This window comes from Pseudomonas sp. NPDC089422 (assembly GCF_044749405.1).
Classification (GTDB): Bacteria; Pseudomonadota; Gammaproteobacteria; order Pseudomonadales; family Pseudomonadaceae; genus Aquipseudomonas.
This window is the reverse complement of the sequence record NZ_JBIVHW010000003.1, coordinates 105,493-131,684: the sequence shown is the minus strand read 5'-3', so window position 1 is coordinate 131,684 and position 26,192 is coordinate 105,493. Positions and strand designations below refer to the sequence as shown.

Genomic DNA, 26,192 nt, shown 5'->3' with positions numbered 1-26,192 from the left:
CAGCGTGCGGCCATGGTCTATTTTTAAGAACAAGGCACTTTTCCAGACCCATCGCTCTCGGATAACCATAGGCCAACATACCTATGATGCGGAATAACCTTATACAAAGATTGTGCATTGTACAGGTTTGCCTGACAGCGTAGTCTGCCTACAGCAAGGTTCGAAGAGGCCATCATGACAGTACCTATTGCCATCATCGGTGCCGGTATCGCCGGCCTGTCCGCCGCCCAGGCGCTGCAAAAGGCCGGGCAGTCCGTCCACTTGTTCGACAAAGGCCACGGCAGTGGCGGGCGCATGGCCAGCAAGCGTAGCGAAGCGGGCGCCCTGGACCTTGGCGCGCAGTACTTCACTGCCCGCGACCGGCGCTTCGTCGAACAGGTGCAGCAGTGGGTCGCCGCCGGCTGGGCCGAGCAGTGGAAGCCGCAGCTGTACAACTATCGTGATGGCGAACTCACCCCCTCCCCCGACGAACAGACCCGCTGGGTCGGCGTGCCGCGCATGAGCGCCATCACCCGCGGCCTGCTCAAGGACGTCACGGTGAACTTCGGCTGCCGTATCGCCGAGGTGTTCCGCGGCAAGCAGTTCTGGCACCTGCAGGACACCGAAGGTTGCAGCCATGGCCCGTTCAGCCGCGTGGTGATCGCCGTCCCCGCGCCCCAGGCCACCCAGTTGCTGGCCGCCACGCCCAAGCTCGCCGCCGTGGCAGCCGGTGTGCAGATGGAGCCGACCTGGGCCGTCGCCCTGGCCTTCCAGACACCGCTGGAGACGCCGATGCAAGGCTGCTTCGTAGAGGACAACGCGCTCGGCTGGCTGGCCCGCAACCGCAGCAAACCTGGCCGTGAAGAGCACCTCGACACCTGGGTGCTGCATGCCACGTCCGACTGGAGCAAGCAGCACATCGACCTGGCCAAGGAAGAGGTGATCGAGCAACTGTGGGGGGAATTCGCCGAGCTGGTCGGCTGCGTGGTACCGGCGCCGAGCTTTGCCCTGGCCCACCGCTGGCTGTATGCGCGGCCGACCAGCAACCACGAATGGGGCGCACTGGCCGATGCCGACCAAGGCCTGTATGCCTGCGGCGACTGGTGCCTGTCAGGCCGCGTCGAAGGCGCCTGGCTCAGTGGCCAGGAAGCCGCGCGACGGCTGCTGGAACATCTCGAATAACAACGTTCGGCAAAGCTATACAAAAATACTAGTTTGCATAAGTTTCTGGCTGTGCTGGAATGAACTTGTACGCGTTTGCTTCCATGTACAAGTTTCCCGGAGACAGCCATGCACGAACCTGCCACCGCACATAAGCCCCGTATCGCCATCAGCGCCTGCCTGACCGGCCACAGTGTGCGCTACAACGGCGGGCACAAGGCTTCCGATCTGTGCCGTGAACACCTGCAAGCGCATTTCGATTGGCGACCGGTGTGCCCTGAGGTCGCCATCGGCCTGGGCGTGCCACGCGACCCGATACGCCTGGTGGGTGACCCTGCGCGGCCAGCCGTGGTCGGCACGCGCAACCCGGGCATGGATCTGACCGGCCCACTGCGCACCTATGGCGAGCAGATGGCCGATGAGCTCGATGACATCTGTGGCTACATCTTCATGCAGAAGTCCCCTTCCTGCGGCCTGGAGCGGGTCAAGGTCTATCAGGACAACGGTCACCCTGCCCGGCAAAGTGGCACAGGCGCCTACGCTGCGGCCTTCTGCGCCCGTCGCCCCGACTTGCCGGTCGAAGAGGAAGGTCGACTGCACGACCCGGTACTGCGCGAAAACTTCATCAGCCGCGTCTATGCCTACGCCGACTGGCAGCAATTGCTGGCGCAAGGGTTGAGCCGTGGCGCCCTGGTACGCTTCCATTCGCGCTACAAGTACCTGCTGATGGCGAACAACCCCCAGGCCTATCGCCAGCTCGGCCGCCTGCTGGGCAGCATGAGCCGGGAGAATGACCCCGAGCAGATCGGGCCCCGCTATTTCAGCCAGCTGATGCAGGCGCTGCGTCGTTGCGCCAGCCGGGGCACCCACTGCAACGTCCTGCAGCACCTGAGTGGCTACTTCAAGGACTCGCTGACACAGCAGGACAAGGCCGAACTGCAGCACATCATCGGCCAGTACCAGCAAGGCGTGGTACCGCTGGTGGTGCCACTGACCCTGCTCAAGCATCACCTGCGCAAGCATCCTGATCCTTACCTGCAGCAGCAGACCTACCTGCAGCCGCACCCCGACAGCCTGGGCCTGCGCAATGCTGTCTGAAACACTTGTGCCGATTGGCGAGCTGGCCCGGCGCACCGGCGTCAACCCAGTCACCTTGCGCGCCTGGGAGCGCCGCTATGGCCTGCTCAAGCCGCAACGCACCGCCAAGGGGCATCGGTTGTACGGGCAAGACCAACTCGAGCGGGTGCAGGCGATTCTCGCCTGGCTTGAACGCGGTGCTTCGGTCGGCCAGGTACGCGAACTGCTCGACCAGCCGGTAGAGCGGGCACCGATGGGCGACTGGCAACCGCGCCAGCAGCAGTTGATCGAAGCCATCGCCCATCTTTCCCAACGCAGCCTCGATCAGCAACTGAACCAGGTCATGGCCCTGTACCCCGCCGTGACGCTGTGCGAACAGTTGCTGCTGCCGCTACTGGAATCCGTCGCCGTTCGCTGGCGCAGCCACTTCAACGCGCGCCTTGAACAGGTGTTTTTCCACACCTGGCTGCGCAGCAAGCTAGGGGCACGGGTGTACCACGACAATCAGTCGTTGCAAGGGCCAGCCGTGCTGCTCTGTGAAGACAGCGAGCGCCCGTTCGACCCCAGCCTGTGGCTATGCGCCTGGCTGCTGAGCAGCAATGGCATCCCCGTGGAGGTCTTTGAGCAACCGGTGGGTGGCGCGCAGCTGCAACGCGCCGTGATCACCCTGCAACCACGGGCAGTCCTGATGCACCTTGGCCCACGTATCGATGCCAGCGCCTTGCTGCGCACCTTGCAGGGCATTGCCGGGACCAAGCTGCTGGGCGGCGCCACCCTCGCCCTGCATCAGGCCCAGCTGCACGCTTTCGATCTGCCCGACCTTTTCCTGTTCGACACCCCGCAGGCAGCCTTGCGTGTATTGCAAGGCAATGTCCGCCGGCCTGTAGAGACGAGTGCACCATGCAACTGATCTGGCTGCGCAGCGACCTGCGCATCAATGACAACTCCGCCCTCAGCGTCGCCTGCGAACGCGGCCCAACCGTGGCCTTGTGGCTGGCCAGCCCCGGCCAATGGCAGGCCCACGACGACGCCGCCTGCAAGGTCGACTTCTGGCTGCGCAACCTGCGCCAGCTGCGTCAGTCGCTGGACCCGCTGAATATCCCGCTGCTGGTGCGCACGATCGACACCTGGGACCAGGCACCGGCCACCCTGCTCGAAGTTTGCCGCCAGCACAGTATCAAGGCGGTGCACTGGAACGATGAATACGGCATCAACGAAGAGCGTCGCGACGCAGCCACGCGCAAGCTGCTGGAGGATTCCGGCATCCGCGCCCACAGCTACCTGGACCAGTTGTTCTTCCGCCCGGGCACCATCCTGACCCGCAGCGGCGACTACTTCCAGGTCTTCTCCCAGTTCAGGAAAGTCTGCCTGGAACACCTGCACCGCAGCCTGCCGTCACTGGCCCGGCCGGTAAAGCCCCAGCAGCCGCTGGGTATCACCAGCGACCCGATCCCGCAGCATATCGAAGGCTTCGACAAACCTGCCCGCACACTCAGCGAATACTGGCCCGCCGGTGAAGACGAAGCGCAGGCGCGGCTTGCCCGCTTTGTCGATGAAACGGTCGAGGACTATGGGCACCTGCGCGACCTCCCGGCCAAGCCGGGTACCAGCCAGCTTTCAGCCTACCTGGCCGCAGGCGTGATCTCGCCCCGCCAATGCCTGCATGCCGCCCTCGCCAGCAACCGTGGCGAGTTCGACAGTGGCAACAGCGGCGTCCAGACGTGGATCAACGAGCTGCTCTGGCGCGAGTTCTACAAGCACATCCTGACCGGTTACCCACAGGTCTCCCGGCATCGTGCGTTCCGCAGCCAGACCGAAGCCCTGCCCTGGCGCGATGCGCCGGACGACTTCAAGGCCTGGCAGGAAGGGCGTACCGGCTTCCCGATCATCGACGCCGCCATGCATCAACTGCTGCACACCGGCTGGATGCACAACCGCCTGCGCATGATCGTCGCCATGTTCCTCAGCAAGAACCTGCTGATCGACTGGCGCCTGGGCGAACGGCATTTCATGCGCCATCTGATAGACGGTGATCTGGCTGCCAACAATGGTGGCTGGCAGTGGAGTGCCTCCACCGGCACCGACGCAGTGCCCTATTTCCGTATCTTCAACCCGGTTTCCCAGTCGCAGCGGTTCGACCCCGAAGGTCGCTTCATCCGCCACTGGCTACCGGAATTGCGGGGCCTGGATGAAAAATCCATCCACCAGCCCGTGAAGTCTGCGGATCTTTTTGCTAATAATTCCTATCACAGTCCGATTGTCGATCTCGGAAGCAGTCGCCAGCGTGCACTGGAAGCCTTCAAGGGCCTACCACGCCGGCAGGATCAGAGGGCAGTATCTTGAACAACTCGCGTAGTTTCTGGGTTACGGGGGCCAGTAACGGACTGGGTCTGGCCCTGGTGGAGCGGTTGCTCGAGCGAGGGCACCGGGTTGCCGCAAGTAGCAAGGGAGGCGAGGAACTGGAGGCACTGGCCGTGCGCCATGGCAGCCGGCTGTTAAGCCTGCCTTGGCAATTGCATGAAGAAGGCATGGCCGCCAGCGCGGCAGAGCAGATATGCCACGCCTGGTGCTCGCTGGACGTGTTGATCATCAACGGCGGGACCAGTGACTATCTGGCCGACAACGTGGCGGACAGCGACCTGTTCGAGGCCATCGTCAATGACAACCAACTGGCTGGCGAGCATTGCCTCGCCAGTGCGCAACCGTTATTGGCAAAGGGGCATCAGCCCCAGGTAATGGCGATTTTCAACCGCTATTCGGCCTTGCAGCTTTACTCGCCGACGCAGGTGTCGGCGGGCTGGAACAATGTGCCGCAGTGGTCACGTGAGCAGCGCCAGGCGTTGAAGGACCAGGGGATCGACCTGACCGTGGTGGCACCGCAGTCGCTGAAGACACCCGTGACTTCCGTGCAGGCTGTACCGGATGCCTGGACGCCGCAGAGCGCGGCGGATGAGCTGATCTCTCGCTTGGCGTTGCGCGAACCAGAGTTGGTGCTGGAGGTGCTGGATATCAACAGCTTGTGGCCATTGTCCCGCTAAGTTGTGCATTTCCAGGCCCGGCCTCTTCGCGGGACAAGTCGGATCGCGAAGAGGCCGGCACAGGAGAAATCACAGCGCCATGCGGTAATGCAGGCTGTAGCTCTCGACACCGTCGTTAGGGTTCTTGAGCCCGGCATTGGAATAGTGAATCGCCCTCACCCCGACCTCATGACCACCGGCAAAGCGCAGGCCGAAACCAATCCGGTCTTCGAACTGGAAAGCCGAGCCTAGCTCGTTGCTTTCGACCTCGGTATTGGCAAACGCCGCCACACCAATCCCTGCTTCGATATAGGGTTTGACCGAATTCCCGGCGAACTCATAGACGAACACTGGCGCAAACGACAGGCTATGGTTGCTCGACGTCTCGTCACCCTCCCAGTAGGTATAGGCGCCGTCCCAATAGCCCGTCAGCCGGCCGACGCTGGTCTGCCACCAGCTCGCCTCCCAGTTGGACTGCAGGCCCAGTCGGTAGACCATGGTGGAATCACCGGTCTGCCCCACCGAAAACGATACATCGGCCGCTTGCGCTGCCATCACGTGCCCCAGGGTAAAAGCGGCAACTGCCGCCAGACCGAGCCGTTTCTTCATGGGAAACTTCCTTATTCCTGATGCTGTTATTCGTGTTCGCCTTGTATGAGGCAAATCGGTAGAAATCGGCAATGCAAGGATAGTTCAGCTGTAATTCACGCTTTTTTTACAACTGAAAGCTTTGCACACTGTCCGACTTATGCCACAGCACTGGCAGGATTTTTCGCAGCGACTGCGGTTCGGCGCTGCTCCAGAATGCCGCGTCGCGGGCAGGCCCCTCGGCCAGCAGGTCCCGCGCGGCCAGCAGGCGTTGCAGCTGGCGCGCGACGGCGGCACCGGTATCGATGATGGCCACATCGGCAGGCACCATCTGCGCCAGCAGTGGACGCAGAAACGGGTAATGGGTGCAGCCGAGGATCAACGTATCGCAGCCAGCGGCCAGCAGCGGCTGTACATAACCCTGCAGCAACTGGCGCAACTGCGGGCTGTCGAGGTCACCGGTTTCGATCAGCTCCACCAGCCCCGGGCAGGGCTGGGTGACCACTTGCACGTCATTGGCGAAACGGTCGAGCAAGGCCGCAAACTTGGCACTCTGCAAGGTGCCCGTGGTGGCCAGCACACCGACCACGCCCGAACGGGTGGCGGCAGCGGCCGGCTTGACCGCCGGCTCCATGCCGACCAGCGGCCAGTCGGGGTACAACTCGCGCAGGTCGGCGACCGCTGCCACGGTCGCGGTGTTGCAGGCCAGGACCATCGCCTTGGCACCTTGTGCCTGGAAGAACTCGGCGATGCGCCGGCAGCGCTGGCGGATGTAGTCCGGGGACTTCTCGCCATAAGGCACATGGCCGCAATCGGCCACATACAGGAGTGACTCGTCTGGCAGCAGGCGCTGGATCTCGGCGAGTACCGACAAACCGCCGACCCCCGAGTCCATCACGCCGATCGGCGCCGAGCGCTCAGCCATCACGCTTGCCGCACACGGCACACGCCGGGTCACGCTTGACCCGCAGCTCACGCAGGCGCGTGCCGAGGGCATCGATCAACAGCAGGCGGCCTATCAGTGGTTCGCCGAAGCCGGCCAGCAGCTTCATCGCCTCCAGCGCCTGCAGGCTACCGACCAGCCCCACCAGCGGGCCGATCACGCCGGCTTCGCTGCAGGTCAGCTCGTCTTCGCTGCCGTGGCCGTACAGGCAGTGGTAGCAAGGGCTGTAGTCACGGCGCGGGTCGAACACCGACAACTGGCCTTCCAGGCGGATCGCCGCGCCGCTCACCAGCGGTTTGCCGGCTGCGAAGCAGGCCGCATTGACCGCCTCGCGCGTACCAAAGTTGTCGGAGCAGTCCAGCACCAGGTCGACCGCAGCCACCGCGGCGGCCAGGGAGTCTTCGTCCAGTGCCTGGCGGTGGGCGACCAGCGCGATCTCGGGGTTGATCGCCTGCAGCCGCAGCAGCGCCGAATCCACCTTGCTCATGCCGACGCTGTCGCTGTCATGGATGACCTGGCGTTGCAGATTGGTCAGGTCGACGGTATCGAAGTCGGCCAGGTGCAGCTCCCCCACGCCCGCGGCCGCCAGGTATAGCGCCACCGGTGAGCCGAGGCCGCCAAGGCCGACGATCAGCACCTTGCTGTGCTTGAGCCGCAGCTGGCCGTCGATGTCCACCTGCGCCAGCAGGATCTGCCGGCTGTAACGCAACAGTTCCTGATCGCTCAGCATGGCAGGCGTCCCAGTGAAATACGCTCATGGCCACCCAGGTCCTTGCGGCTGGCCACCTCGGTGAAGCCCTGTGCGCTCAGCAAGGCACGCACGTCCGCAGCCTGGTCGTAACCGTGCTCGAGCAGCAGCCAGCCACCTGGCAACAGATGCTCAGGCGCCTGGGCGACGATCACCCGCAGGTCATCAAGGCCATCAGTACCGGCCACCAGCGCACTGCTGGGCTCGAAACGCACGTCGCCTTCGACCAGGTGCGGGTCTTCGGCGCGGATGTACGGCGGGTTGCTGAGAATGAGGTCGAAACGCTGCCCGGCCAGGCTGCCGAACCAGTGGCTGGCAAGCACCTGGACGTTGCCCAGGCCCAGGCGCAGGCGATTGCGCTCGGCCAGCGCCACGGCTTCTTCGACGCGGTCCACGGCCGTTACCTGCCAGGCCGGGCAATCGCTGGCCAGGGCCAGGGCAATGGCGCCGGTGCCGGTGCCCAGGTCGAGGACCTTGGCTGGCGATGCGGGCTGCAGCTCCAGGGCCGTTTCGACCAACAGCTCGGTATCCGGGCGCGGGATCAGCGTATGTGGCGCCACTTCCAGGTCGAGCTTCCAGAAGCCCTGCTGCCCCAGGATGTAGGCCACCGGTTCACCGGCACGGCGGCGCTGCAGGTAGCTGGCGTAGGTCTCGGCATCTTCGCTGCTGACGATGCGCTCGGGCCAGGTGTGCAGGAAGCTGCGCGACTTGCCGATGGCGGCAGCCAGCAGCAGTTCGGCGTCCAGGCGCTCGCTGGGCGAGTCCGGCAGCTGCGCGTTGCGCAGGAGGCTGGCAATGATGGTCATCAGTCCCCCAGGGCAGCCAGTTGGTCGGCCTGGTATTCGGCCAGCAACGGTTCGATCACGGCCTCCACGCCACCGGCAAGGATGTCGTCGAGGGAGTACAGGGTCAGGTTGATGCGGTGATCGGTCACCCGCCCCTGTGGATAATTGTAGGTACGGATGCGTTCGGAGCGGTCACCGGAGCCGACCAGCAGCTTGCGCTCGCTGGCAATGGCGTTCTGCGCCGCACTGGTCTGCATGTCGTTGAGCTTGGCCGACAGCCAGGACATGGCGCGGGCGCGATTCTTGTGCTGCGACCGCTCTTCCTGGCACTCGACCACGATGCCGGTCGGCAGGTGGGTGATGCGGATTGCCGAGTCGGTCTTGTTCACGTGCTGGCCACCGGCGCCCGAGGCGCGGTAGGTGTCGACGCGCAGGTCGGCCGGGTTGATCTCGATGGCTGCTTGCTCGTCGGGCTCGGGCAGCACGGCCACGGTACAGGCCGAGGTGTGGATACGGCCCTGGGATTCGGTTTCCGGTACCCGCTGAACACGGTGCGCACCGGATTCGAACTTGAGCTTGCCGTACACGTTGTCGCCTTCGACACGGGCAATGATCTCTTTGTAGCCGCCGTGCTCGCCTTCGTTCTCGGACAGGATCTCCAGGCGCCAGCCGCGCTTCTCGGCATAGCGCGAGTACATGCGGAACAGGTCGCCGGAGAAGATCGCCGCCTCATCACCGCCAGTGCCGGCGCGGATCTCGAGGAACACGTTGCGGCCATCGTTGGGGTCCTTGGGCAGCAGCATGCGCTGCAGGTTGGACTCCAGCTCCACCAGCTGTTCCTTGGCTTCGCGTACTTCTTCGACGGCCATCTCGCGCAGGTCGGGGTCAGCGTCCTTGAGCAGCGCCTGGGCGCCTTCGAGGTCGTCCTGCACCTTGCGCCACTCTTTATAGGCAGCGTAAACCGGCTCGACTTCGGCATATTCGCGGGAATAGGCGCGGAAGCGGGTCTGGTCGGATATGACTTCGGCGTCACCAAGCAGCGCGGTGAGTTCCTCGAAGCGGTCCTGGAGAATCTCCAGTTTGTTCAGCAGCGACGCTTTCATTGCGGGGATTTGTCCGTCGAGCCCTCGTTGAGGGCAAAGAGTTCCTGGGCCATGGCCAGCGCATCGAGGCGGCCCTCGGCCGAGAGCTTTTTCAACTGCACGCTAGGGGCATGCAGGAGTTTGTTGGTCAGGCCCCGGGCCAGTTGCGCCAGTACATCCTCGGGGTTGCCGCCATTGGCCAGCAGGCGCTGGGCCTTTTGCAGTTCTTCGTCGCGCAGGCGCTCGCTCTGTTGGCGGTAGGCGCGCAGCACATCGACCGCGGCCAGTTCGCGCAAGCGCAGCATGAAATCTTCGGCGCCCACCGAGACCAGTTCTTCAGCGGCCTGGGCTGCGCCCTGGCGGCTCTTGAGGTTTTCCGCGACCACGTCGTGCAGGTCATCGACGGTGTACAGGTAGACGTCGTCGAGTTCGCCCACCTGCGGCTCGATGTCACGCGGCACGGCGATATCGACCATGAAGATCGGCTTGTGCCGGCGTTGCTTCAGCGCACTTTCCACCGCGCCCTTGCCGAGGATCGGCAACTGGCTGGCGGTGGAACTGATGACGATGTCGCTGTTGGCCAACTCCTGCGGGATGTCGGCCAGCAGCACGGCATGGGCACCGAACTGTTCGGCAAGAATGCTCGCCCGCTCCAGGGTGCGGTTGGCCACGACGATGCGGCGCACACCCTGTTCATGCAGGTGGCGGGCGACCAGGGTGATGGTTTCGCCGGCGCCGATCAGCAGGGCCTGGCTGCGGCCCAGGTCGCTGAAGATCTGCTTGGCCAGGCTGACCGCGGCGAATGCCACGGAGACCGGGTTTTCGCCGATGGCGGTGTCGGTGCGCACCTGCTTGGCGGCGCTGAAGGTGGCCTGGAACAGGCGCCCGAGCAGTGGGCCGATGGTGCCGGCCTCACGCGCCACCGCATAGGCGGACTTCATCTGGCCGAGGATCTGCGGCTCGCCAAGCACCAGCGAATCGAGCCCGGAGGCCACCCGCATCATGTGCTTCACCGCATCGTGTTCCTCATGGACGTAGGCGCTGGCGCGCAGCTCATCCAGGCTCAGCCGGTGATAGGCAGCCAGCCATTGCAGAACGGCATCGGCGGACAGGTGGTCCTGCTCTATATAAAGCTCGCTACGGTTGCAGGTCGACAGGATCGCCGCCTCACGGCTGGCGGTCAGTCGGCAGAGCTGCTGCAGGGCGTCTACCAGCTGCTCTGGGGTAAACGCCACGCGCTCGCGTACGTCTACCGAGGCAGTCTTATGGTTGATACCAAGTGCAAGAAAGGCCATGCAAGGTCGCTGGTTGTGACGAGAAGCCGATAATTGTCCTCTTTCGCAGGTTTTAGAACAACCACCGTTCGCTATTGTCGTGATAGCCCGGGCCGACCAGGCCTCCCGGGAGCCCTTGCCCAAGGCCGAAGGCACGCGCGAAACCTGCAGGAGCGGCGGTGCGGCGATCCGACTTGCCCCGCGAAGAGGCCAGAACAGGCTTAGCCAATTTCTGACGATAGCCCTCCCTCACCAGACTGCTCGCCCCCTTGGGTTGCACAGCCAATGAGTAATATTTCCTACAAATAACACCTGTCAATGAAACTTCTCGACACATCCAGTCCGAAGTTATCCAAATTCTTGTAGTCCATTTCCCAAATAGATATCCCTCTATTGCCTTCCTCGATATCGGTGCCTAGCCTTGCCAATCACTGACCGGGCCAAGTTTCCCGCCAGCACATCCCCTGTAAATGATTGCCAAGGAGAGGTAAGTATGGCTTTTGACGCATATATACAAATCGACGAAATCGCAGGCGAAGCCCTGGATGAAAAATACAACAAATGGATTGAAGTTACCGGCTACGACTTTGGCGTAAGCCAAAGCACCTCAGCCACTGCCAGCTCCGCCGGAGGCGCGACCTCAGGCCGCACCGCCGTCAGCAACTTCAGGTTCACCAAGTTTCTCGACAGCGCCAGTTGCAAACTGATGTAAGCCAGTTGTGCAGGGCTACATCTGAAAGAAGTGAAACTCGCTTTGTGCCGTGCGGGCGGCGACAAGCTCAAGTACTACGAGGTCATTCTCGAAGAAGTGATCATTGCCGATTACACCCAGAGCGCTGCCGACGGGGTGCCAATCGAAGTGGTGCAACTCGATTACGGCCGAATCAAGACCACCTATACCCAACAAAAACGCACCGATGGGTCCGGCGGTGGCAACATCGCTGGCGGGTGGGATCGTATCGGCAACAAGAAATACGCGTGAGGAAAACGCCATGACCGAAGCCCGCGCGTTCATCAACCCCAAAATGCAGAACTACCACACACTCAAGGCCGGCCTTGCACTCAGCGGGCATTCGGCCAGCAAGTTCGATGTTCTGAATGCGCACATCTACAACAGTGTGGTCAGGAGCGGTGAGCTGGTCATTGTCGGTGATTGGTCCACGCCTTCGTGTACAAGCCAGGAGGCGTATCTGATGGCAAAGGCTGCCAAGACGCATATGGGGCTGATGCGCAGCGGGCAAGGTGCCGATGAGTTTTTTCTGGATAATTTCGAATTGCTCAAAAGTCTACTCACCCATGCCGGCACGGGCGCGGGCGTGGTCAGTGATGGCTGGAGCAGGCACCTGAAGGCTATTCAGGACACGTTGCTGGAAATTGAAAAACTGTATCAGGAGCACATGAGCTCAGGGACGTTCAAGGCTCGGGATCAGTTTTATGCCAAGCGCGCTGCACTGTTCGCCAGACTGGATGAGCAGCTGAGTAAAATGGCAGCATTTGGTGCCAGCTTGCGAAACAAAGGGTCAATCAAGAGAACGCTTGGTATCTCCACGAAAAGCTATTTGAATTCAGGTGAAATTGCGGGGTATGCGGATAAGGTTGCCGGGGTGGGCAAAGCTGCGCGCCTGATCAAGAATGGCAGCTATATCGGCGTAGCGCTCGGAGTGGGAGCTACGGGACTCGAGATTCACAAGGCCTGTACCTTGGGGAGAGAGGACGAATGCAGCAGAGCGCAGTTCGTCGAGACTTCATCTTTGGTCGGTGGTTTAGTAGGCGCTAGCGCTGGAGGTTATGCTGGTGCATATATTGGCCCCGCGGTGTGCGCAGCTCTGGGCATTGCCAGTGGCGGGACAGCTGCACTTGCTTGTGCGGTTGTGGGAGGTGCCATAGGAGGAAAATATGCAGGTGATTACGCTGGAGAAAAGGGCAAATCCTTCGGCGACTTTCTATATCGAGAAAGCCTGAAGTGAACTCCACCATGGATCCGGGGATAGTAGGAGCTTTAATAATTATCCCCATGGCAATCACACTCTTAGCACAGTGCTACGTTGCTCATAAGCACACCGAGTTTTTTGAGTCGCTTCTACCAAATTGCAAATACATCATAGACAACAGAAACGTCTACAAGCACGCCGGCTTGCCAGGAAAGCTAATACGCACTGGATCCATATCGGTAGTATTGGCAACCCCCAAACTGTTCATATGGCGAGGGCTCGCTAACGCGGAGGAGGTCAAGGCTTTCCCCGCAAAGCATCGATGCATTCTTCTTTGTCTGCTGGTCTCGCATCTGACGCTGCTATCAGCGCTCGTGCTTTCCCACTTCCTGTTTCCAGCTCAATAACCGAATCAACGGGGCGATCTACATGACCGAACCTCTCACCTACCCCGCTGTCCGACCTAGCACCACCATGCTGTAAACCACGACCTTCGCAGGTGGGTTTGCCCCCGCGCTTGTGTCATCATGCTCCGACCGCCGGTTAGTCTTTTTAAGCCTCTCTATGAACAGACCCTACGCATTGCTGCTTGCCTTCGCCCTGCTCCAGGGCTGCCAGAGCCTGGCCCCGCAAAAGGCCGAGCCTCCCGCCGCCGAGGCCGAGGCGAAGAAGCCCGTGGTGTATGGGTCGTTCACGCAAGACACCCTTTATAGCCTGCTGGTGGCCGAGCTGGCCGGGCAGCGCAACCGCTTCGACATCGCCCTGGCCAACTACGCCGAGCAGGCCGAAAAAACCCAGGACCCGGGCGTCTCCGAGCGCGCCTACCGAATTGCCGAGTACCTTGGCGCAGACGAACCAGCGCTGGACAGCGCACTGATCTGGGCCAAGAACGACCCGGATAACCTCGACGCCCAACGCGCCGCCGCCATCCAGCTGGCCCGGGCCGGTCGCTACGACGACTCCATGACGTATATGGAAAAGGTGCTGCAAGGCCAGGGTGACACCCACTTCGACTTCCTCGCCCTGTCCGCCGCCGAAACCGACCAGAGCACACGCGACGGCCTGATGCAGAGCTTCGACCGCCTGCTGGTCAAGTACCCGGACAACAGCCAGCTGGTGTTCGGCAAGGCGCTGCTGCTGAATCAGGACGGCAAGGCTCAGGAAGCCCTCGACTTGCTCGAAGCGCACCCGACGCAGAATGGCGAAATCGCCCCGATCCTGCTGCGCGCCCGCCTGCTGCAGAGCCTGGACCGTGGCCCTGAAGCGCTGCCACTGCTGCGTGGTGCTATCCGTGACAACCCGGAAGACAAGCGCCTGCGCCTGACCTACGCGCGCACCCTGGTCGAACAGGACCGCATGGCCGACGCCAAGGCCGAATTCCTCAGCCTGGTCCAGCAGTACCCGGATGACGACGAATCGCGTTACTCCCTGGCCCTGGTGTGCCTGGAGATGAAGGACTGGGACGAAGCCGAGGTCTACCTGCGCGAGCTGATCGAGCGCGACAGCAACGTCGACGCCGCCCACCTCAATCTGGGCCGCATCGCCGAAGAGCGCCATGACCCGGCCGGTGCCCTGCGCGAGTACGCCCTGGTCGGCAACGGCCCGGACTACCTGCCGGCGCAACTGCGCCAGGCCGACATCCTCATCGCCAACGGCCGCGGCGCCGAGGCTTCGCGCCTGCTCGCCGAGGCCCGCGAGGCGCAGCCTGACTACGCCGTGCAGCTGTACCTGATCGAATCGGAAAGCTACAGCAACAACAACAAGGACGCCCAGGCCGACCAGGTGCTGCAGCAAGCCCTCAAGCACTACCCGGACGACCTCAACCTGCTTTATACCCGTGCCATGCTGGCCGAAAAGCGCGATGACCTGCCGCTGATGGAAAAGGACCTGCGCGCCATCATCGCCCGCGAGCCGGAAAACGCCATGGCGCTAAACGCCCTCGGCTACACCCTGGCCGACCGCACTACCCGCTACGCAGAAGCCAAGGCACTGATCGACAAGGCCCACCAGCTGACCCCGGACGACCCTGCCGTGCTCGACAGCATGGGCTGGATCAACTACCGCCTGGGTAACCTCGACGCGGCTGAAACCTACCTGCGCCAGGCCTTTTCCCGCTTCCCCGACCACGAAGTGGCCGCTCACCTGGGCGAAGTCCTGTGGGCCAACGGCAAGCGCCGCGAAGCCCGCCTGGTCTGGGCCAAGGGCTTCGAAGCCCAGGCCGACAGCCCCATCCTGCGCAAGACCATTCTGCGCCTGACCGGATCCGAGACCCTTTAACGCCATGTTTCTGCGCCATTGCATCACCTTCACCCTGATCGCCCTGCTGGCCGGCTGTGCCGGCTTCGGTAGCCGCGAGGCCCTGCAGGGCCACGGCGACCCGCAGCAGTGGCGTGCCCATAAAGAGCAGTTGAGCAGCCTCGATGGCTGGCAGATCAACGGCAAAGTCGGCATCCGCGCACCGCGCGACTCCGGCAGTGGCACGCTGTTCTGGCTACAACGCCAGGATTACTACGACATCCGCCTGGCCGGCCCGCTCGGCCGCGGCGCTGCTCGCCTGACCGGCCGCCCCGGCGGGGTGGTGCTGGAAGTGGCCAACCAGGGCCGCTACGAAGCCGCCAGCCCTGAAGCCTTGCTGGAAGAGCAGCTTGGCTGGCAGCTGCCAGTCTCGCACCTGGTCTGGTGGGTGCGCGGACTGCCCGCTCCCGACAGCAAGAGCAAGCTGACCCTGGACGGCGACAGCCGCCTGGCCAGCCTCGACCAGGATGGCTGGCAGGTGCAGTACCTGAGCTACACCGAGCAGAACGGCTACTGGCTGCCGGAGCGCATGAAGCTGCACGGCAAGGACCTCGACGTGACCCTGGTGGTCAAGGACTGGCAACCACGCCAGCTGGGGCACTGATGTTCATGCGCACGCTCACCCTGCCCGCCCCGGCCAAGCTCAACCTGTGGCTGCACATCATTGGCCGCCGCCCCGATGGCTACCACGAGCTGGAAACCGTGTTCCAGTTCCTCGACCATGGCGACGAGCTGAGCTTCGCCCTGCGCGAAGACGGCGTGATCCGCCTGCACAGCGAAATCGAAGCAGTGCCCCACGACAGCAACCTGATCGTGCGCGCCGCGCGCAAATTGCAGGAACAGTCCGGCACCCGGCTGGGCGTCGACATCTGGCTGACCAAGGTGCTGCCCATGGGCGGTGGCATCGGCGGCGGCAGCTCGGATGCGGCAACCACGCTGCTAGCGCTGGCACACCTGTGGCAGCTGGACTGGGACGAAGATCGCCTGGCCGCACTGGGCCTGAGCCTGGGCGCCGACGTGCCGGTGTTCGTCCGTGGCCATGCCGCATTTGCCCAGGGCGTCGGCGAGCAACTGACCCCGGTCGACCCCGAAGAGCCGTGGTATGTCGTGCTGGTGCCGCAAGTGTCTGTCAGCACAGTAGAAATTTTTTCACATCCACAGTTGACACGTGATTCCCTCCCCCTTAAGATGCGCCCCGTTCCCAAGGGAAACAGTCGAAATGACTGCCAACCGGTGGTAGAGCAGAATTACCCAGAAGTTCGAAACGCATTGAATTCACTGGGTAAATTCACAGAGGCTCGATTAACCGGTACTGGAAGTTGCGTGTTTGGGGCATTCCCAAGCAAAGCCGAAGCTGATAAAGTTCTGGCCCTTCTTTCAGTGACCCAAACAGGGTTTGTGGCGAAAGGAAGCAATGTTTCGATGTTGCATCGCAAGCTGCAAAGTCTGGTCAAGAAGTCGAGCGCATAAGCGTTCGCAGCAACAGATACAGGGGCGTCGCCAAGCGGTAAGGCAGCAGGTTTTGATCCTGCCATGCGTTGGTTCGAATCCAGCCGCCCCTGCCATTTTCCTTATACTCATCCAGGTATACCCTCAGCCTTCAGGTACTGCGCGTGTCCAAGATGATGGTCTTTACGGGGAACGCTAACCCCGATCTGGCTCGGCGTGTCGTACGTCAGCTGCATATCCCTCTCGGTGACGTCTCTGTCGGTAAATTCTCCGACGGCGAGATCAGCACTGAGATCAATGAAAATGTCCGCGGTAAAGACGTCTTCATTATTCAGCCGACCTGTGCCCCGACCAACGATAACCTGATGGAACTGGTAGTGATGGCCGACGCCTTCCGCCGCTCCTCAGCATCCCGAATCACCGCCGTGATTCCTTACTTCGGATATGCCCGCCAGGACCGCCGTCCGCGTTCGGCACGTGTAGCCATCAGCGCCAAAGTCGTCGCTGACATGCTCACTGTCGTGGGTATCGACCGTGTGCTCACCGTCGACCTGCACGCTGACCAGATCCAAGGCTTCTTCGATATCCCAGTCGACAACATCTACGGCTCGCCCGTACTGGTCGATGACATCGAAGACCAGCGTTTCGAGAACCTGATGATCGTTTCCCCGGACATCGGTGGCGTTGTGCGCGCACGCGCCGTTGCCAAGTCCCTGGGCGTCGATCTCGGGATCATCGACAAACGCCGCGAAAAGGCTAACCACTCCGAGGTCATGCACATCATCGGCGACGTCGAAGGGCGCACCTGCATCCTGGTAGACGACATGGTCGACACCGCCGGCACCCTGTGCCACGCGGCCAAAGCCCTGAAAGAACACGGCGCTGCCAAGGTTTACGCCTACTGCACGCACCCTGTCCTGTCGGGCCGCGCGATCGAGAACATCGAGAAGTCGGTACTGGACGAGCTGGTGGTGACCAACACCGTTCCCCTGTCCGCCGCCGCTCAAGCCTGTGACCGTATCCGCCAGCTGGATATCGCACCGGTTGTCGCTGAAGCGGTCCGCCGTATCAGCAACGAAGAATCGATCAGCGCGATGTTCCGCTAAGCGGGACTCGTGTTGATGTGAAGCGCCCCGCCCCAGCATTTGTTGGGGCGGGGCTTTTTTGCCATCCCCGTCTGGCGCTGGTCGCAAACGCCTTACGGGAGGCTATTTTGGAGAAGCAAAATGACTGATTTCATCCTGAACGCCCAAGCGCGTACTGACCTGGGGAAAGGTGCGAGCCGCCGCCTGCGTCACTCCGCCAGCATCCCAGCCGTTGTATACGGTGGCGATAAAGAAGCCCAATCCCTGACCATCGTGGCCAAGGAAATCGCCAAGCTGTTCGAAAACGAAGCTGCCTTCAGCCACGTTATCGAACTGAACGTCGACGGCGCCAAGCAGAACGTCGTGGTCAAGGCCATGCAGCGTCACCCAGCCAAAGGCTTCATCATGCACGCCGACTTCGTTCGCGTCGTTGCTGGCCAGAAGCTGACCGCCAAGGTTCCAGTTCACTTCGTCGGTGAAGAAGCCCCGGTCAAGAAAGGCGGCGAAATCTCGCACGTTGTTTCCGAGATCGAAGTTTCCTGCGAAGCCAAAGACCTGCCTGAGTTCATCGAAGTCGACCTGTCCAAGGCCGAAATCGGCGCCATCATCCACCTGTCGGACCTGAAAGCTCCGAAAGGCGTTGAATTCGTAGCGCTGGCCCACGGTGACGACAAAGCTGTTGCCAACGTTCACGCTCCACGCGTTGCTCCAGAAGCAGAAGGCGCTGCCGAGTAATCCACTCGCGCGCCGGTGTTGATCGGGTTACAGTGCGCCCCGCGCCCTGTAACCCACCAACTCCAAGGAAGAGCCCCTGACGTGACCGCCATCCAGTTGATCGTTGGCCTGGGTAACCCCGGCCCCGAATACGAACAGACCCGGCATAACGCAGGGGCTCTTTTCGTTGAACGCATTGCCAGCGCCCAGCGTGTATCGCTGACCGCTGACAAGAAATATTTCGGCCTGACGGCTAAGTTCAGCCATCAGGGCAACGACGTTCGTTTGTTGATCCCCACCACCTACATGAACCGTAGCGGCCAGGCCGTGGCGGCATTGGCCAATTTCTTCCGCATCAAGCCGGACGCGATCCTGGTGGCACACGACGAACTCGACCTGCCTCCGGGCGTTGCCAAGCTCAAGCGCGGCGGCGGCCATGGGGGGCACAACGGCCTGCGTGACATCATCGCGCAGCTCGGCAACCAGAACGACTTCCACCGCCTGCGGCTTGGCATTGGCCACCCGGGCGACGCCAAACTGGTCTCCAACTTCGTCCTGGGCCGCGCGCCGCGCGCCGAGCAGGAGAAGCTCGACGCCAGCATCGATTTTGCCCTCGGCGTGCTGCCGGACGTGCTGGCCGGCGACTTCGCCAAGGCCATGCGCGAGCTGCACAGCCAGAAGGCCTGATTTCCTAGAGAGGGGAATACCCATGGGTTTCAATTGCGGCATCGTCGGCCTGCCCAACGTCGGCAAGTCCACCCTGTTCAACGCCCTGACCAAGTCTGGCATCGCGGCGGAGAACTTCCCTTTCTGCACCATCGAGCCGAACAGCGGCATCGTGCCGATGCCCGATGCGCGCCTGGCGGCGCTGGCGGAAATCGTCAAGCCTAACCGCATCCTGCCGACCACCATGGAATTCGTCGACATCGCCGGCCTGGTGGCCGGTGCGTCGAAAGGTGAAGGCCTGGGCAACAAGTTCCTCGCCAACATCCGCGAGACCGACGCCATTGCCCACGTGGTGCGCTGCTTCGAAGACGAGAACGTGATCCACGTTTCCAACAGCGTCGACCCCAAGCGCGACATCGAGATCATCGACCTTGAGCTGATCTTCGCCGACCTCGACAGCTGCGAAAAGCAACTGCAGAAGGTTGCGCGCAACGCCAAGGGTGGCGACAAGGACGCCCTGGCACAGAAGGCGATTCTGGAAAAACTGATTCCGCACTTCACCGAAGGCAAGCCTGCACGCAGCCTGATGAAGAACATGGCTGACGACGAAAAGGCCGTTATCCGTGGCTTCCACCTGCTGACCAGCAAGCCGGTGATGTACATCGCCAACGTCGCCGAAGACGGCTTCGAAGATAACCCGCACCTGGACGTGGTCAAAGCCATCGCCGAGGAAGAAGGCGCGGTCGTGGTGCCGGTGTGCAACAAGATCGAAGCGGAAATCGCCGAGCTGGAAGACGGCGAAGAGAAGGACATGTTCCTCGAGGCCCTGGGCCTGGAAGAGCCTGGCCTGAACCGCGTGATCCGCGCCGGTTACGAACTGCTCAACCTGCAGACCTACTTCACTGCCGGCGTGCAGGAAGTCCGCGCCTGGACCGTACGCGTCGGCGCCACCGCCCCGCAGGCCGCTGGCGTGATCCACACCGACTTCGAAAAAGGCTTCATCCGCGCCGAAGTGGTGGCCTATGACGACTTCATCCAGTTCAAGGGTGAAGGCGGTGCCAAGGAAGCCGGTAAATGGCGCCTGGAAGGCAAGGACTACATCGTTAAAGACGGCGATGTGATGCACTTCCGCTTTAACGTATAACGCAACATCGGCGGCGCCCCCTTCGCGGGGCAAGCCCGCTCCCACAGGTTCTGCACTGCGCTCGAGGGCAATGTTAAACCTGTGGGCGGGCTTGCCCCGCGAAGGGGGCGCCGCCGTTTTCACATCTGGAATAAACCGGCAATCAATGCCAGGTGATCTCCCCCGCCTCCCGGGTCAAGACCAACTCAGCCAACGCCCTTCCCATCTGCACGTTATGCACACTGTTGACCAGCATGCCGATACCCGGCTCGCCGGCATTGCCGCAGATGTATTCGTCGAGGGTGTCTTCAATTCCGTGTAGTAACTGAATAGCATAGAGCAATGCCTCGGGTGAGGGCATGTCTTTGTTGATGGTGTAGAACGGCTGGGAAAGAACTTTGGCGGGTGGATCGGGTACAAGCTTCTTCATCATGATTTCTCCGAGTTCAGTATGCGGAGCTATCACCCACTTCCTCTCACAGAATCAGGGTGGCAGCCGAACGCGGGGTGAGAGACCGGCGAACATCGGAATTCCGGCCAGGCTTAAGCCTGCCCACGAACGGCTGCCATGACACTGGCACGATGCACTGCCGGGCTCTCACACCCGGTCGTCAAACCGCGACGACCCGGGGAAATTAGCCCTGATGCTCTGCATCCACAACAGAGAAACGGCAGCGGCGTGCGTAGGATAATTCCCAAGACATCTTGAACTGAAGCATTTGGTTTCAGGTTCAGAATTGTCTTACACCTGAGGGATTGCCGGGGCTGCTTTGCAGCCCTTTCGCGACACAAGGCCGCTCCTACAGATACAGCGAAATCTGGAAATTTGCGCTGTACCTGTAGGAGCGGCCTTGTGTCGCGAAAGGGCCGCAGAGCGGCCCCAACTTTCTGCATCTAAGCTGAGTCTCTGAAGGGCCTGCGCCCTCCTCCCAAGAGCCTCGACCATGCATAAAACGCCTCCCCGCTCGGGCTTCGACTGGCAACGCTGGCTCCCTGGCCTGGCCACCCTGCTGCACTACCAACCCGCCTGGCTGCCCAAGGACATCGCCGCCGGCCTGGTGCTGACCACCATGCTGGTGCCGGTTGGCATCGCCTACGCCGAAGCCTCCGGGGTACCGGGCATCTACGGCCTTTACGCCACCATCATCCCGCTGCTGGCCTATGCCCTGTTCGGCCCCAGCCGCATCCTGGTGCTCGGCCCGGACTCGGCGCTGGCCGCGCCAATCCTGGCGGTGGTGGTGCAATACGCCGCCAGCGACCCGCAGCGCGCCATCGCCATTGCCAGCCTGATGGCCCTGGTGGCCGGTGCCTTCTGCGTCATCGCCGGGCTGCTGCGCCTGGGCTTCATCACCGAACTGCTGTCCAAGCCGATCCGCTATGGCTACATGAACGGCATCGCGCTCACCGTGCTGATCAGCCAGTTGCCCAAGCTGTTCGGCATCAAAGTTGACAGCCAGGGGCCCTTACGTGACCTCTGGCACCTTGGCCAGGCACTGTTCGCAGGCGCTGGACACTGGCCAAGCTTCATCGTCGGAGCCGGCAGCCTGGGGCTGATCCTGCTGCTCAAACCCTTCAAGCGCCTGCCGGGCATCCTCATCGCCGTGGTGCTGGCAACGCTTGCCGTGAGCCTGTTCAACCTCGACCAGATGGGCGTCAAGGTGCTCGGCCAATTGCCCCAGGGCCTGCCCAGCCTGGTATTCCCATGGGTCAGCGACATCGACCTGGTCGAAGTGGTACTGGGCGGGATTGCCGTGGCGCTGGTGTCGTTCGCCGATACCAGCGTGCTGTCACGCTCCTATGCTGCGCGGCTGAAAACACCCGTCAACCCGAACCAGGAAATGTTCGGCCTGGGCGTGGCCAACCTGGCCTCCGGCCTGTTCCAGGGCATCCCGATCAGCAGCAGTTCGTCGCGCACACCGGTGGCCGAGGCGGCTGGCTCGAAAACCCAGCTCACCGGCATCATCGGCGCGCTGGCAGTGACCCTGTTGCTGCTGGTCGCGCCCAACCTGATGCAGCACCTGCCCAACAGCGCATTGGCTGCGGTGGTGATCGCTGCGGCGTTAGGGCTGTTCGAGTTCGCCGATCTCAAGCGCATCTTCCGCATGCAGCAATGGGAGTTCTGGCTGTCGTTCACCTGCTTCGTCGGCGTCGCGGTGTTCGGCGCCATTCCGGGGATCTGCATTGCCGTGGTGATATCGGTGATCGAATTCCTGTGGGACGGCTGGCGGCCGCATCACGCCGTACTCGGGCGTGTCGATGGCACCCGTGGCTACCATGATGTGAAGCGTTATCCACAGGCGCGGCGAATTCCGGGGCTGGTGCTGCTGCGTTGGGACGCCCCGCTGTTCTTCGCCAACGCCGAGCAGTTTCAGGGCACGGTGCTGGCGGCGGTGGATGAATCACCGACCCAGGTGCAGCGGCTGGTGATTGCGGCGGAACCGGTGACCAGCATCGATATCACCTCGGCGGACATGCTCGCCGAGCTGGATCGGGTGCTGGAGGCTCGGGGGGTGGAGCTGCAGTTTGCCGAGATGAAAGACCCGGTGAAGGACAAGATGAAGCGCTTCGAGTTGTTCGAGCATATGGGAGAGAAAGCGTTTCACCCTACGGTCGGGGCGGCGGTGGATGCCTATCTGGCAGATACCGGGATTGACTGGCAACCCTAGACAGCCCGAACCCGGCGCCGGTCGATCCAGATCAACATGGCGCTGGCATACAGCGACACGGCCACGAACAGTGCCATGCGCACCGCAAAGGCCTTATACACATCCTGCCCGCCTGCACTGTCCTGCACCGACTGCCCGAGCAGGATCAGCAGGGTCGTCAGGCAGCTCACCCAGTACGCCGGGCTCTGCTTCGTATCCACCGCACGGTAGAGCCTGCGCGCCTGCCAGAGGACGAACAGCAGCACCCACAGGAAGAACATCCACAAGTGCACGAACAGGCTCAGCGCCCCCCACAGCAACATCGCCAGCACCCCGGCCAGCAAGGTCGAGCCAATCAGCTCGCGACTGGCATGTCGCGCCCGCGTCTCCCCCGCCTGCTGCCCGAGGCTTACTGCCTTCATGATCAGCGGCATGAACTGGTCCGGGGCGATCAGCGCCAGCAGGAAGGCCGGCATGACGATGAGCGTGGCGCGCAAGGCTACCCAGCTGACATCGGCGCTGTCGAGCAGAGGCGGCGTAGATTGCGCAGGCGCACCGGCCGGCTCGGGGCACAGCACATGGGCCAGCGCCGTGCCTAGCACCGCCAGCAACATGCCCTTGGCCATCGCCTCGACCACCGACAGCGCCAGGCTGAAATCGCTGGTGCCAGCGGCCGCGATCATGGTCAGGCCAATCACCAGCAGGTTGGCCAGCAAACCATTGCCGCCCTTGAGCGCATAGCGCAAGACCAGGAACACCCCCACGCCGACCAGCAGTACCCCGCTCAGCGGGGCATGGCGCAACAGCGGAATCAGCAGCAGGCCGCTGCCGCAGCTGAGCATCACCAGTATCGCCAGCGCCGGCGCCGCCTTGATCGGCAGCGCCTCACTGCGCATGGCCAACAGCAGCACCGCGAACACCGGCGCCAGGAACGGCACCGGCAAGCCCAGACCGAAACTGGTCGCCAGGCACAGCGCCACGCCCCAGGCCAGGCGCAGCGCGCGCAGGCGACGCAGCTCAATAGGCATACGACAGCCAGCTCATCAGCCACATGAACACGCGGCCCAGCAGGTTCAGCGGGTTGCCTTCGCCGGGCAGCGCCATGACTTCGGCCTGGCCGCCCACACGCAAGCCGGTCTTGTCTAGCAGCTGATCACGATCGAATTCGACGATCACCGGGAAGCGCTGCGCCGAGCGCAGCCAGTCGCGGCTGTTCTGCACGGTTGGCAAGCTACCCGGCGGCGCGGGCTGGCCGACGCTCACGCCATAGCCGATGCTGCGAACCCGCCCTTTCAGCACCGTGCCGGGCATGGCATCGAGCACCACCAGCACCGGGGCGCCGGGGTACAGGCGGCCGAGGTTGTTCTCGGTCATGTCGGCACTTATCCACACGTCATGGATGGCAATCAAGGTCATCATCGGGCTGCCGGCGCCCACGTAGTGGCCCACGTCGGTGCGCAGGTCGGTAATCAGGCCGTTGGCATCGGCGCGGACCATGGTGCGCGCCAGGTCCAGGCGGGCCTTTTCCACATTGGCTGCGGCGCTGCGCAGTTGCGCGTTGTCGCCATCGGCCCCGCCCTGCTGTTCACGGGCCCGTTGCACCTCGGCGCGAGCGGCGGCCACCTGGCTGATGGCCTGGTCGCGGGTGGCCTGGGCGCCCTCCAGGCGGCGCACCGATACCGTGCCCGGGTCTTCGTCGATCAGCCGCTTGAGCCGTTCGGCATCCTGGCGCGCCTTGCGTTCGTTGGCCTGGGCTGCCACCAGTGCGGCCTGGGCCGAATCGATGCCGGCGGTGCTGGCACCGATCTGCCGACGCACGGTATCCAGGTCGGCTTCGGCGCGGGCCAGGGCGATGCGATACTGCTCCTGGTCGAGCTCGAACAGCACATCGCCCTGGCGCACTTCCTGGTTGTTGCCCACGGCCACGCGCTTGATCTGCCCGGCCACTTCGGCAGCCACCGGCACCACGTAGGCCTGCAGCCGCGCTTGTTGGGTGTAGGGCGTGAAACGGTCGGCCAGCAGGTACCAGACCAGGCTGACGACGATCAGTATCAACACCCCGCGCATGCCGCGATCGGGGGCTGGCGGAGCGTCCGCGGCGTCACTCATTTCGGCTCACCTTGTTCGGGGTCGGCGGGGGCCGGCTCGTCGAGCAGGTCGCCCCAATCGGTACGGTTTTCCATCTTCTGGCGGGTGGCAGGGTCGATCGGTTTACGGTTGTTGTCCCAGCCGCCGCCCAGTGCCTTGTACAAGCTCACCAGGCTACTCACCGCGTTGCCACGGCTGACCAGGTAACCATCCTGCTGCTGCAACAGCAGCTGCTGGGCATCGAGCACACGCTGGAAGTCGGCAAAGCCTTCCTGGTACTGCGAGCTGGCCAAGGTCAGCGAACGCTGGGCGGCCTGCGAAGCATCCTGGCGAATGCTGGCGCTCTGCAGCGAACGCACCAGGCCACTGGCGGCATCGTCGGCCTCGTGCGCGGCGTCACGCACGCTCTGGTGATACAGCTCGATCAATTGCTGCAGGCGGGCGTCCTCGACCCGCACGGCGTTCTTGCGCCTGCCATAGTCGAACGGGCTCCAGAGCAGGCTCGGCCCCGCCGCCAGGTCGAAGCTGTTCGGCAGGTGGCTGGCCGACAGGAAGGTCCAGCCGATGCTGCCCAGCAGGCTCAGCTGTGGATAAAGGTCCGCTTCGGCCACCCCTACCAGCGCCGATTGCGCCGCCACCGCCTGTTCGGCGGCGCGGATGTCCGGGCGCCGTTGCAGCAGGCTGGCCGGCACGTCCTGCAACACCGCCCGGTCCGGCAACGGCAGCTGCCCGTGGCGCGCCTCGAGCTCGGGCAGCGGGCCCGGTGGCCGGCCAAGCAGCGAGCAAAGCACGTTGCGCAAGGCATTGAGCTGGTTTTCGAACTCGGGGATGGTGGCCAGGGTCGCCAGGTACTGGGTACGCGCCTGCTGCCAGTCGAGCTCATCGTTCTCGCCATGGCGGAACAGCCGCTCGGTGATCTGCAGGCTGCGGGCCTGGCGTTTGGCGTTGTCCTGGGCAATGTCCAGCCGGGCCTCGGCGGTGCGCAGGGCGAAGTAGGTATCGGCCACCTGGGCACGCAACAGCAGCATCGCATCGGCATAATTGGCCTGGGAGGCGAAGTACACCGCATCAGCGCTCTCGATGGCGCGGCTGAAGCGGCCCCAGAAGTCGATTTCCCAGGCGATGTCGAAGCCCGCACTGGACTGCCAGAACACCGAGTCCCGCGCGGTGGGCGTGCCGGACTGGTCCTGCTTGAGGTAAAGGCTCTGCGCACGCAACTGCTGCAGCTGTGGATAACGCCCGGTCTGGACGATGGCCAGCTGCGCCCTCGCCTCGGCAATGCGCAGGCCGGCCACACGCAGGCTGGTATTGTTGGCGTCGGCTTCGGCAATCAGCGCATCCAGCGTCGGGTCGGCGAACACCGCCCACCACTGGCGCAGGTCCGGTACTGGCGCGCTGCGCCCGGCCTGCTCCAGCATTGCCGTGTTCCAGCTGTCGAGCCACGGGTCCCGGGGCTTCTCGAACTCCGGGCCGACCTGCGTGCAGCCGGCCAGGACCAGCAACAGCCCCAGGCCATAGCAACGCTTGGGCATGGCAAGCCCG

24 protein-coding genes, 1 tRNA gene and 1 pseudogene are annotated in these 26,192 nt (G+C 63.0%); 16 read left to right on the top strand and 10 right to left on the bottom strand.

The features are described 5' to 3' along the window. Positions 1 to 174 precede the first annotated feature (174 nt). The 5 genes from ACIPZ8_RS06790 to ACIPZ8_RS06770 all read left to right on the top strand — a co-directional run bounded on the left by ACIPZ8_RS06790 (position 175) and on the right by ACIPZ8_RS06770 (position 5,255). The gene (locus ACIPZ8_RS06790) at positions 175 to 1,161 is read left to right on the top strand and encodes an NAD(P)/FAD-dependent oxidoreductase (protein ID WP_400720772.1); all 987 of its coding nucleotides are present in this window, start codon (positions 175 to 177) and stop codon (positions 1,159 to 1,161) included. Between the two features lie 108 nt (positions 1,162 to 1,269). Beyond that, the gene (locus tag ACIPZ8_RS06785) at positions 1,270 to 2,238 is read left to right on the top strand and encodes a YbgA family protein (RefSeq protein ID WP_400720769.1); all 969 of its coding nucleotides are present in this window, start codon (positions 1,270 to 1,272) and stop codon (positions 2,236 to 2,238) included. Then, positions 2,228 to 3,127, top strand: coding sequence for a MerR family transcriptional regulator (locus ACIPZ8_RS06780; protein WP_400720766.1), 900 nt, complete (start codon positions 2,228 to 2,230; stop codon positions 3,125 to 3,127). The genes ACIPZ8_RS06785 and ACIPZ8_RS06780 overlap by 11 nt, the downstream gene beginning before the upstream one ends. After that, positions 3,118 to 4,560 (top strand): deoxyribodipyrimidine photo-lyase, encoded by a 1,443-nt coding sequence (gene phrB / locus ACIPZ8_RS06775; RefSeq protein WP_400720763.1) that lies wholly within the window; start codon positions 3,118 to 3,120, stop codon positions 4,558 to 4,560. The genes ACIPZ8_RS06780 and phrB overlap by 10 nt, the downstream gene beginning before the upstream one ends. Beyond that, positions 4,557 to 5,255, top strand: coding sequence for an SDR family oxidoreductase (locus ACIPZ8_RS06770; protein ID WP_400720760.1), 699 nt, complete (start codon positions 4,557 to 4,559; stop codon positions 5,253 to 5,255). Before phrB ends, ACIPZ8_RS06770 begins: the two co-directional genes overlap by 4 nt. Before the next feature lie 69 nt (positions 5,256 to 5,324). Here the strand turns inward: ACIPZ8_RS06770 and ACIPZ8_RS06765 are convergent, their stop codons facing one another. The 6 genes from ACIPZ8_RS06765 to hemA all read right to left on the bottom strand — a co-directional run bounded on the left by ACIPZ8_RS06765 (position 5,325) and on the right by hemA (position 10,675). Then, a complete protein-coding gene (locus tag ACIPZ8_RS06765; protein ID WP_400720757.1) occupies positions 5,325 to 5,843 on the bottom strand; it encodes an acyloxyacyl hydrolase in 519 nt (172 codons plus the stop codon). A 106-nt stretch (positions 5,844 to 5,949) separates the two neighbouring features. Then, positions 5,950 to 6,747 (bottom strand): glutamate racemase, encoded by a 798-nt coding sequence (gene murI / locus ACIPZ8_RS06760; RefSeq protein WP_400720754.1) that lies wholly within the window; start codon positions 6,745 to 6,747, stop codon positions 5,950 to 5,952. Further along, the gene (locus ACIPZ8_RS06755; protein WP_400720751.1) at positions 6,740 to 7,495 is read right to left on the bottom strand and encodes a molybdopterin-synthase adenylyltransferase MoeB; all 756 of its coding nucleotides are present in this window, start codon (positions 7,493 to 7,495) and stop codon (positions 6,740 to 6,742) included. The genes murI and ACIPZ8_RS06755 overlap by 8 nt, the downstream gene beginning before the upstream one ends. Continuing rightward, entirely contained in the window at positions 7,489 to 8,319 is an 831-nt protein-coding gene (gene prmC / locus ACIPZ8_RS06750; RefSeq protein WP_400720748.1) for a peptide chain release factor N(5)-glutamine methyltransferase, read from the bottom strand. The genes ACIPZ8_RS06755 and prmC overlap by 7 nt, the downstream gene beginning before the upstream one ends. Next, positions 8,319 to 9,401 (bottom strand): peptide chain release factor 1, encoded by a 1,083-nt coding sequence (prfA, locus tag ACIPZ8_RS06745; RefSeq protein WP_027918306.1) that lies wholly within the window; start codon positions 9,399 to 9,401, stop codon positions 8,319 to 8,321. The genes prmC and prfA overlap by 1 nt, the downstream gene beginning before the upstream one ends. Then, positions 9,398 to 10,675 (bottom strand): glutamyl-tRNA reductase, encoded by a 1,278-nt coding sequence (hemA, locus tag ACIPZ8_RS06740; protein WP_400720745.1) that lies wholly within the window; start codon positions 10,673 to 10,675, stop codon positions 9,398 to 9,400. Before hemA ends, prfA begins: the two co-directional genes overlap by 4 nt. Before the next feature lie 472 nt (positions 10,676 to 11,147). Here hemA and ACIPZ8_RS06735 point away from each other — a divergent pair. The 10 genes and pseudogenes from ACIPZ8_RS06735 to ychF all read left to right on the top strand — a co-directional run bounded on the left by ACIPZ8_RS06735 (position 11,148) and on the right by ychF (position 19,938). Beyond that, positions 11,148 to 11,636 (top strand): annotated as a pseudogene (locus ACIPZ8_RS06735) (Hcp family type VI secretion system effector). A gap of 10 nt (positions 11,637 to 11,646) precedes the next feature. Next, positions 11,647 to 12,621 carry a hypothetical protein gene (locus tag ACIPZ8_RS06730; protein ID WP_400720742.1) on the top strand — a complete coding sequence of 325 codons (975 nt, stop codon included), beginning with the start codon at positions 11,647 to 11,649 and terminating at the stop codon, positions 12,619 to 12,621. 528 nt (positions 12,622 to 13,149) lie between these two features. Continuing rightward, positions 13,150 to 14,862, top strand: a complete 1,713-nt coding sequence (locus ACIPZ8_RS06725) for a tetratricopeptide repeat protein (protein WP_400720739.1) — start codon at positions 13,150 to 13,152, stop codon at positions 14,860 to 14,862. Positions 14,863 to 14,866: 4 nt separating this feature from the next. Further along, positions 14,867 to 15,484, top strand: coding sequence for a lipoprotein insertase outer membrane protein LolB (gene lolB, locus ACIPZ8_RS06720; protein WP_110638405.1), 618 nt, complete (start codon positions 14,867 to 14,869; stop codon positions 15,482 to 15,484). 5 nt (positions 15,485 to 15,489) lie between these two features. Beyond that, complete coding sequence (gene ispE, locus ACIPZ8_RS06715; RefSeq protein ID WP_400721546.1) at positions 15,490 to 16,350, top strand: 4-(cytidine 5'-diphospho)-2-C-methyl-D-erythritol kinase; 861 nt, start codon at positions 15,490 to 15,492, stop codon at positions 16,348 to 16,350. A gap of 20 nt (positions 16,351 to 16,370) precedes the next feature. Continuing rightward, positions 16,371 to 16,445: transfer RNA gene (locus tag ACIPZ8_RS06710), tRNA-Gln, on the top strand. 48 nt (positions 16,446 to 16,493) lie between these two features. Beyond that, positions 16,494 to 17,435 carry a ribose-phosphate pyrophosphokinase gene (locus ACIPZ8_RS06705; RefSeq protein WP_003247410.1) on the top strand — a complete coding sequence of 314 codons (942 nt, stop codon included), beginning with the start codon at positions 16,494 to 16,496 and terminating at the stop codon, positions 17,433 to 17,435. Positions 17,436 to 17,555: 120 nt separating this feature from the next. Further along, positions 17,556 to 18,149: a 50S ribosomal protein L25/general stress protein Ctc gene (locus ACIPZ8_RS06700; protein ID WP_085673914.1), complete on the top strand. Its 594-nt coding sequence runs from the start codon at positions 17,556 to 17,558 to the stop codon at positions 18,147 to 18,149. Positions 18,150 to 18,230: 81 nt separating this feature from the next. Continuing rightward, on the top strand, positions 18,231 to 18,815 hold the full coding sequence (pth, locus tag ACIPZ8_RS06695; protein ID WP_400720734.1) for an aminoacyl-tRNA hydrolase: 585 nt from the start codon (positions 18,231 to 18,233) through the stop codon (positions 18,813 to 18,815). A 22-nt stretch (positions 18,816 to 18,837) separates the two neighbouring features. Continuing rightward, complete coding sequence (gene ychF / locus ACIPZ8_RS06690) at positions 18,838 to 19,938, top strand: redox-regulated ATPase YchF (protein ID WP_110638402.1); 1,101 nt, start codon at positions 18,838 to 18,840, stop codon at positions 19,936 to 19,938. Between the two features lie 142 nt (positions 19,939 to 20,080). Here the strand turns inward: ychF and ACIPZ8_RS06685 are convergent, their stop codons facing one another. Continuing rightward, positions 20,081 to 20,350 carry a hypothetical protein gene (locus ACIPZ8_RS06685; RefSeq protein WP_400720731.1) on the bottom strand — a complete coding sequence of 90 codons (270 nt, stop codon included), beginning with the start codon at positions 20,348 to 20,350 and terminating at the stop codon, positions 20,081 to 20,083. A gap of 511 nt (positions 20,351 to 20,861) precedes the next feature. Between ACIPZ8_RS06685 and ACIPZ8_RS06680 the strand changes: the two genes are divergently transcribed. Then, on the top strand, positions 20,862 to 22,583 hold the full coding sequence (locus tag ACIPZ8_RS06680; RefSeq protein WP_400720728.1) for a SulP family inorganic anion transporter: 1,722 nt from the start codon (positions 20,862 to 20,864) through the stop codon (positions 22,581 to 22,583). Here the strand turns inward: ACIPZ8_RS06680 and ACIPZ8_RS06675 are convergent. Genes ACIPZ8_RS06675 through ACIPZ8_RS06665 form a run of 3 tightly spaced genes read right to left on the bottom strand, consistent with a single transcriptional unit; the run spans position 22,580 to position 26,182 of the window. After that, a complete protein-coding gene (locus ACIPZ8_RS06675; protein ID WP_400720725.1) occupies positions 22,580 to 23,590 on the bottom strand; it encodes a DUF2955 domain-containing protein in 1,011 nt (336 codons plus the stop codon). The genes ACIPZ8_RS06680 and ACIPZ8_RS06675 overlap by 4 nt on opposite strands. Further along, the gene (locus ACIPZ8_RS06670; protein ID WP_400720723.1) at positions 23,580 to 24,671 is read right to left on the bottom strand and encodes an HlyD family secretion protein; all 1,092 of its coding nucleotides are present in this window, start codon (positions 24,669 to 24,671) and stop codon (positions 23,580 to 23,582) included. Before ACIPZ8_RS06670 ends, ACIPZ8_RS06675 begins: the two co-directional genes overlap by 11 nt. Further along, the gene (locus ACIPZ8_RS06665) at positions 24,668 to 26,182 is read right to left on the bottom strand and encodes an efflux transporter outer membrane subunit (protein WP_400720720.1); all 1,515 of its coding nucleotides are present in this window, start codon (positions 26,180 to 26,182) and stop codon (positions 24,668 to 24,670) included. The genes ACIPZ8_RS06670 and ACIPZ8_RS06665 overlap by 4 nt, the downstream gene beginning before the upstream one ends. Between the last annotated feature and the right edge of the window lie 10 nt (positions 26,183 to 26,192).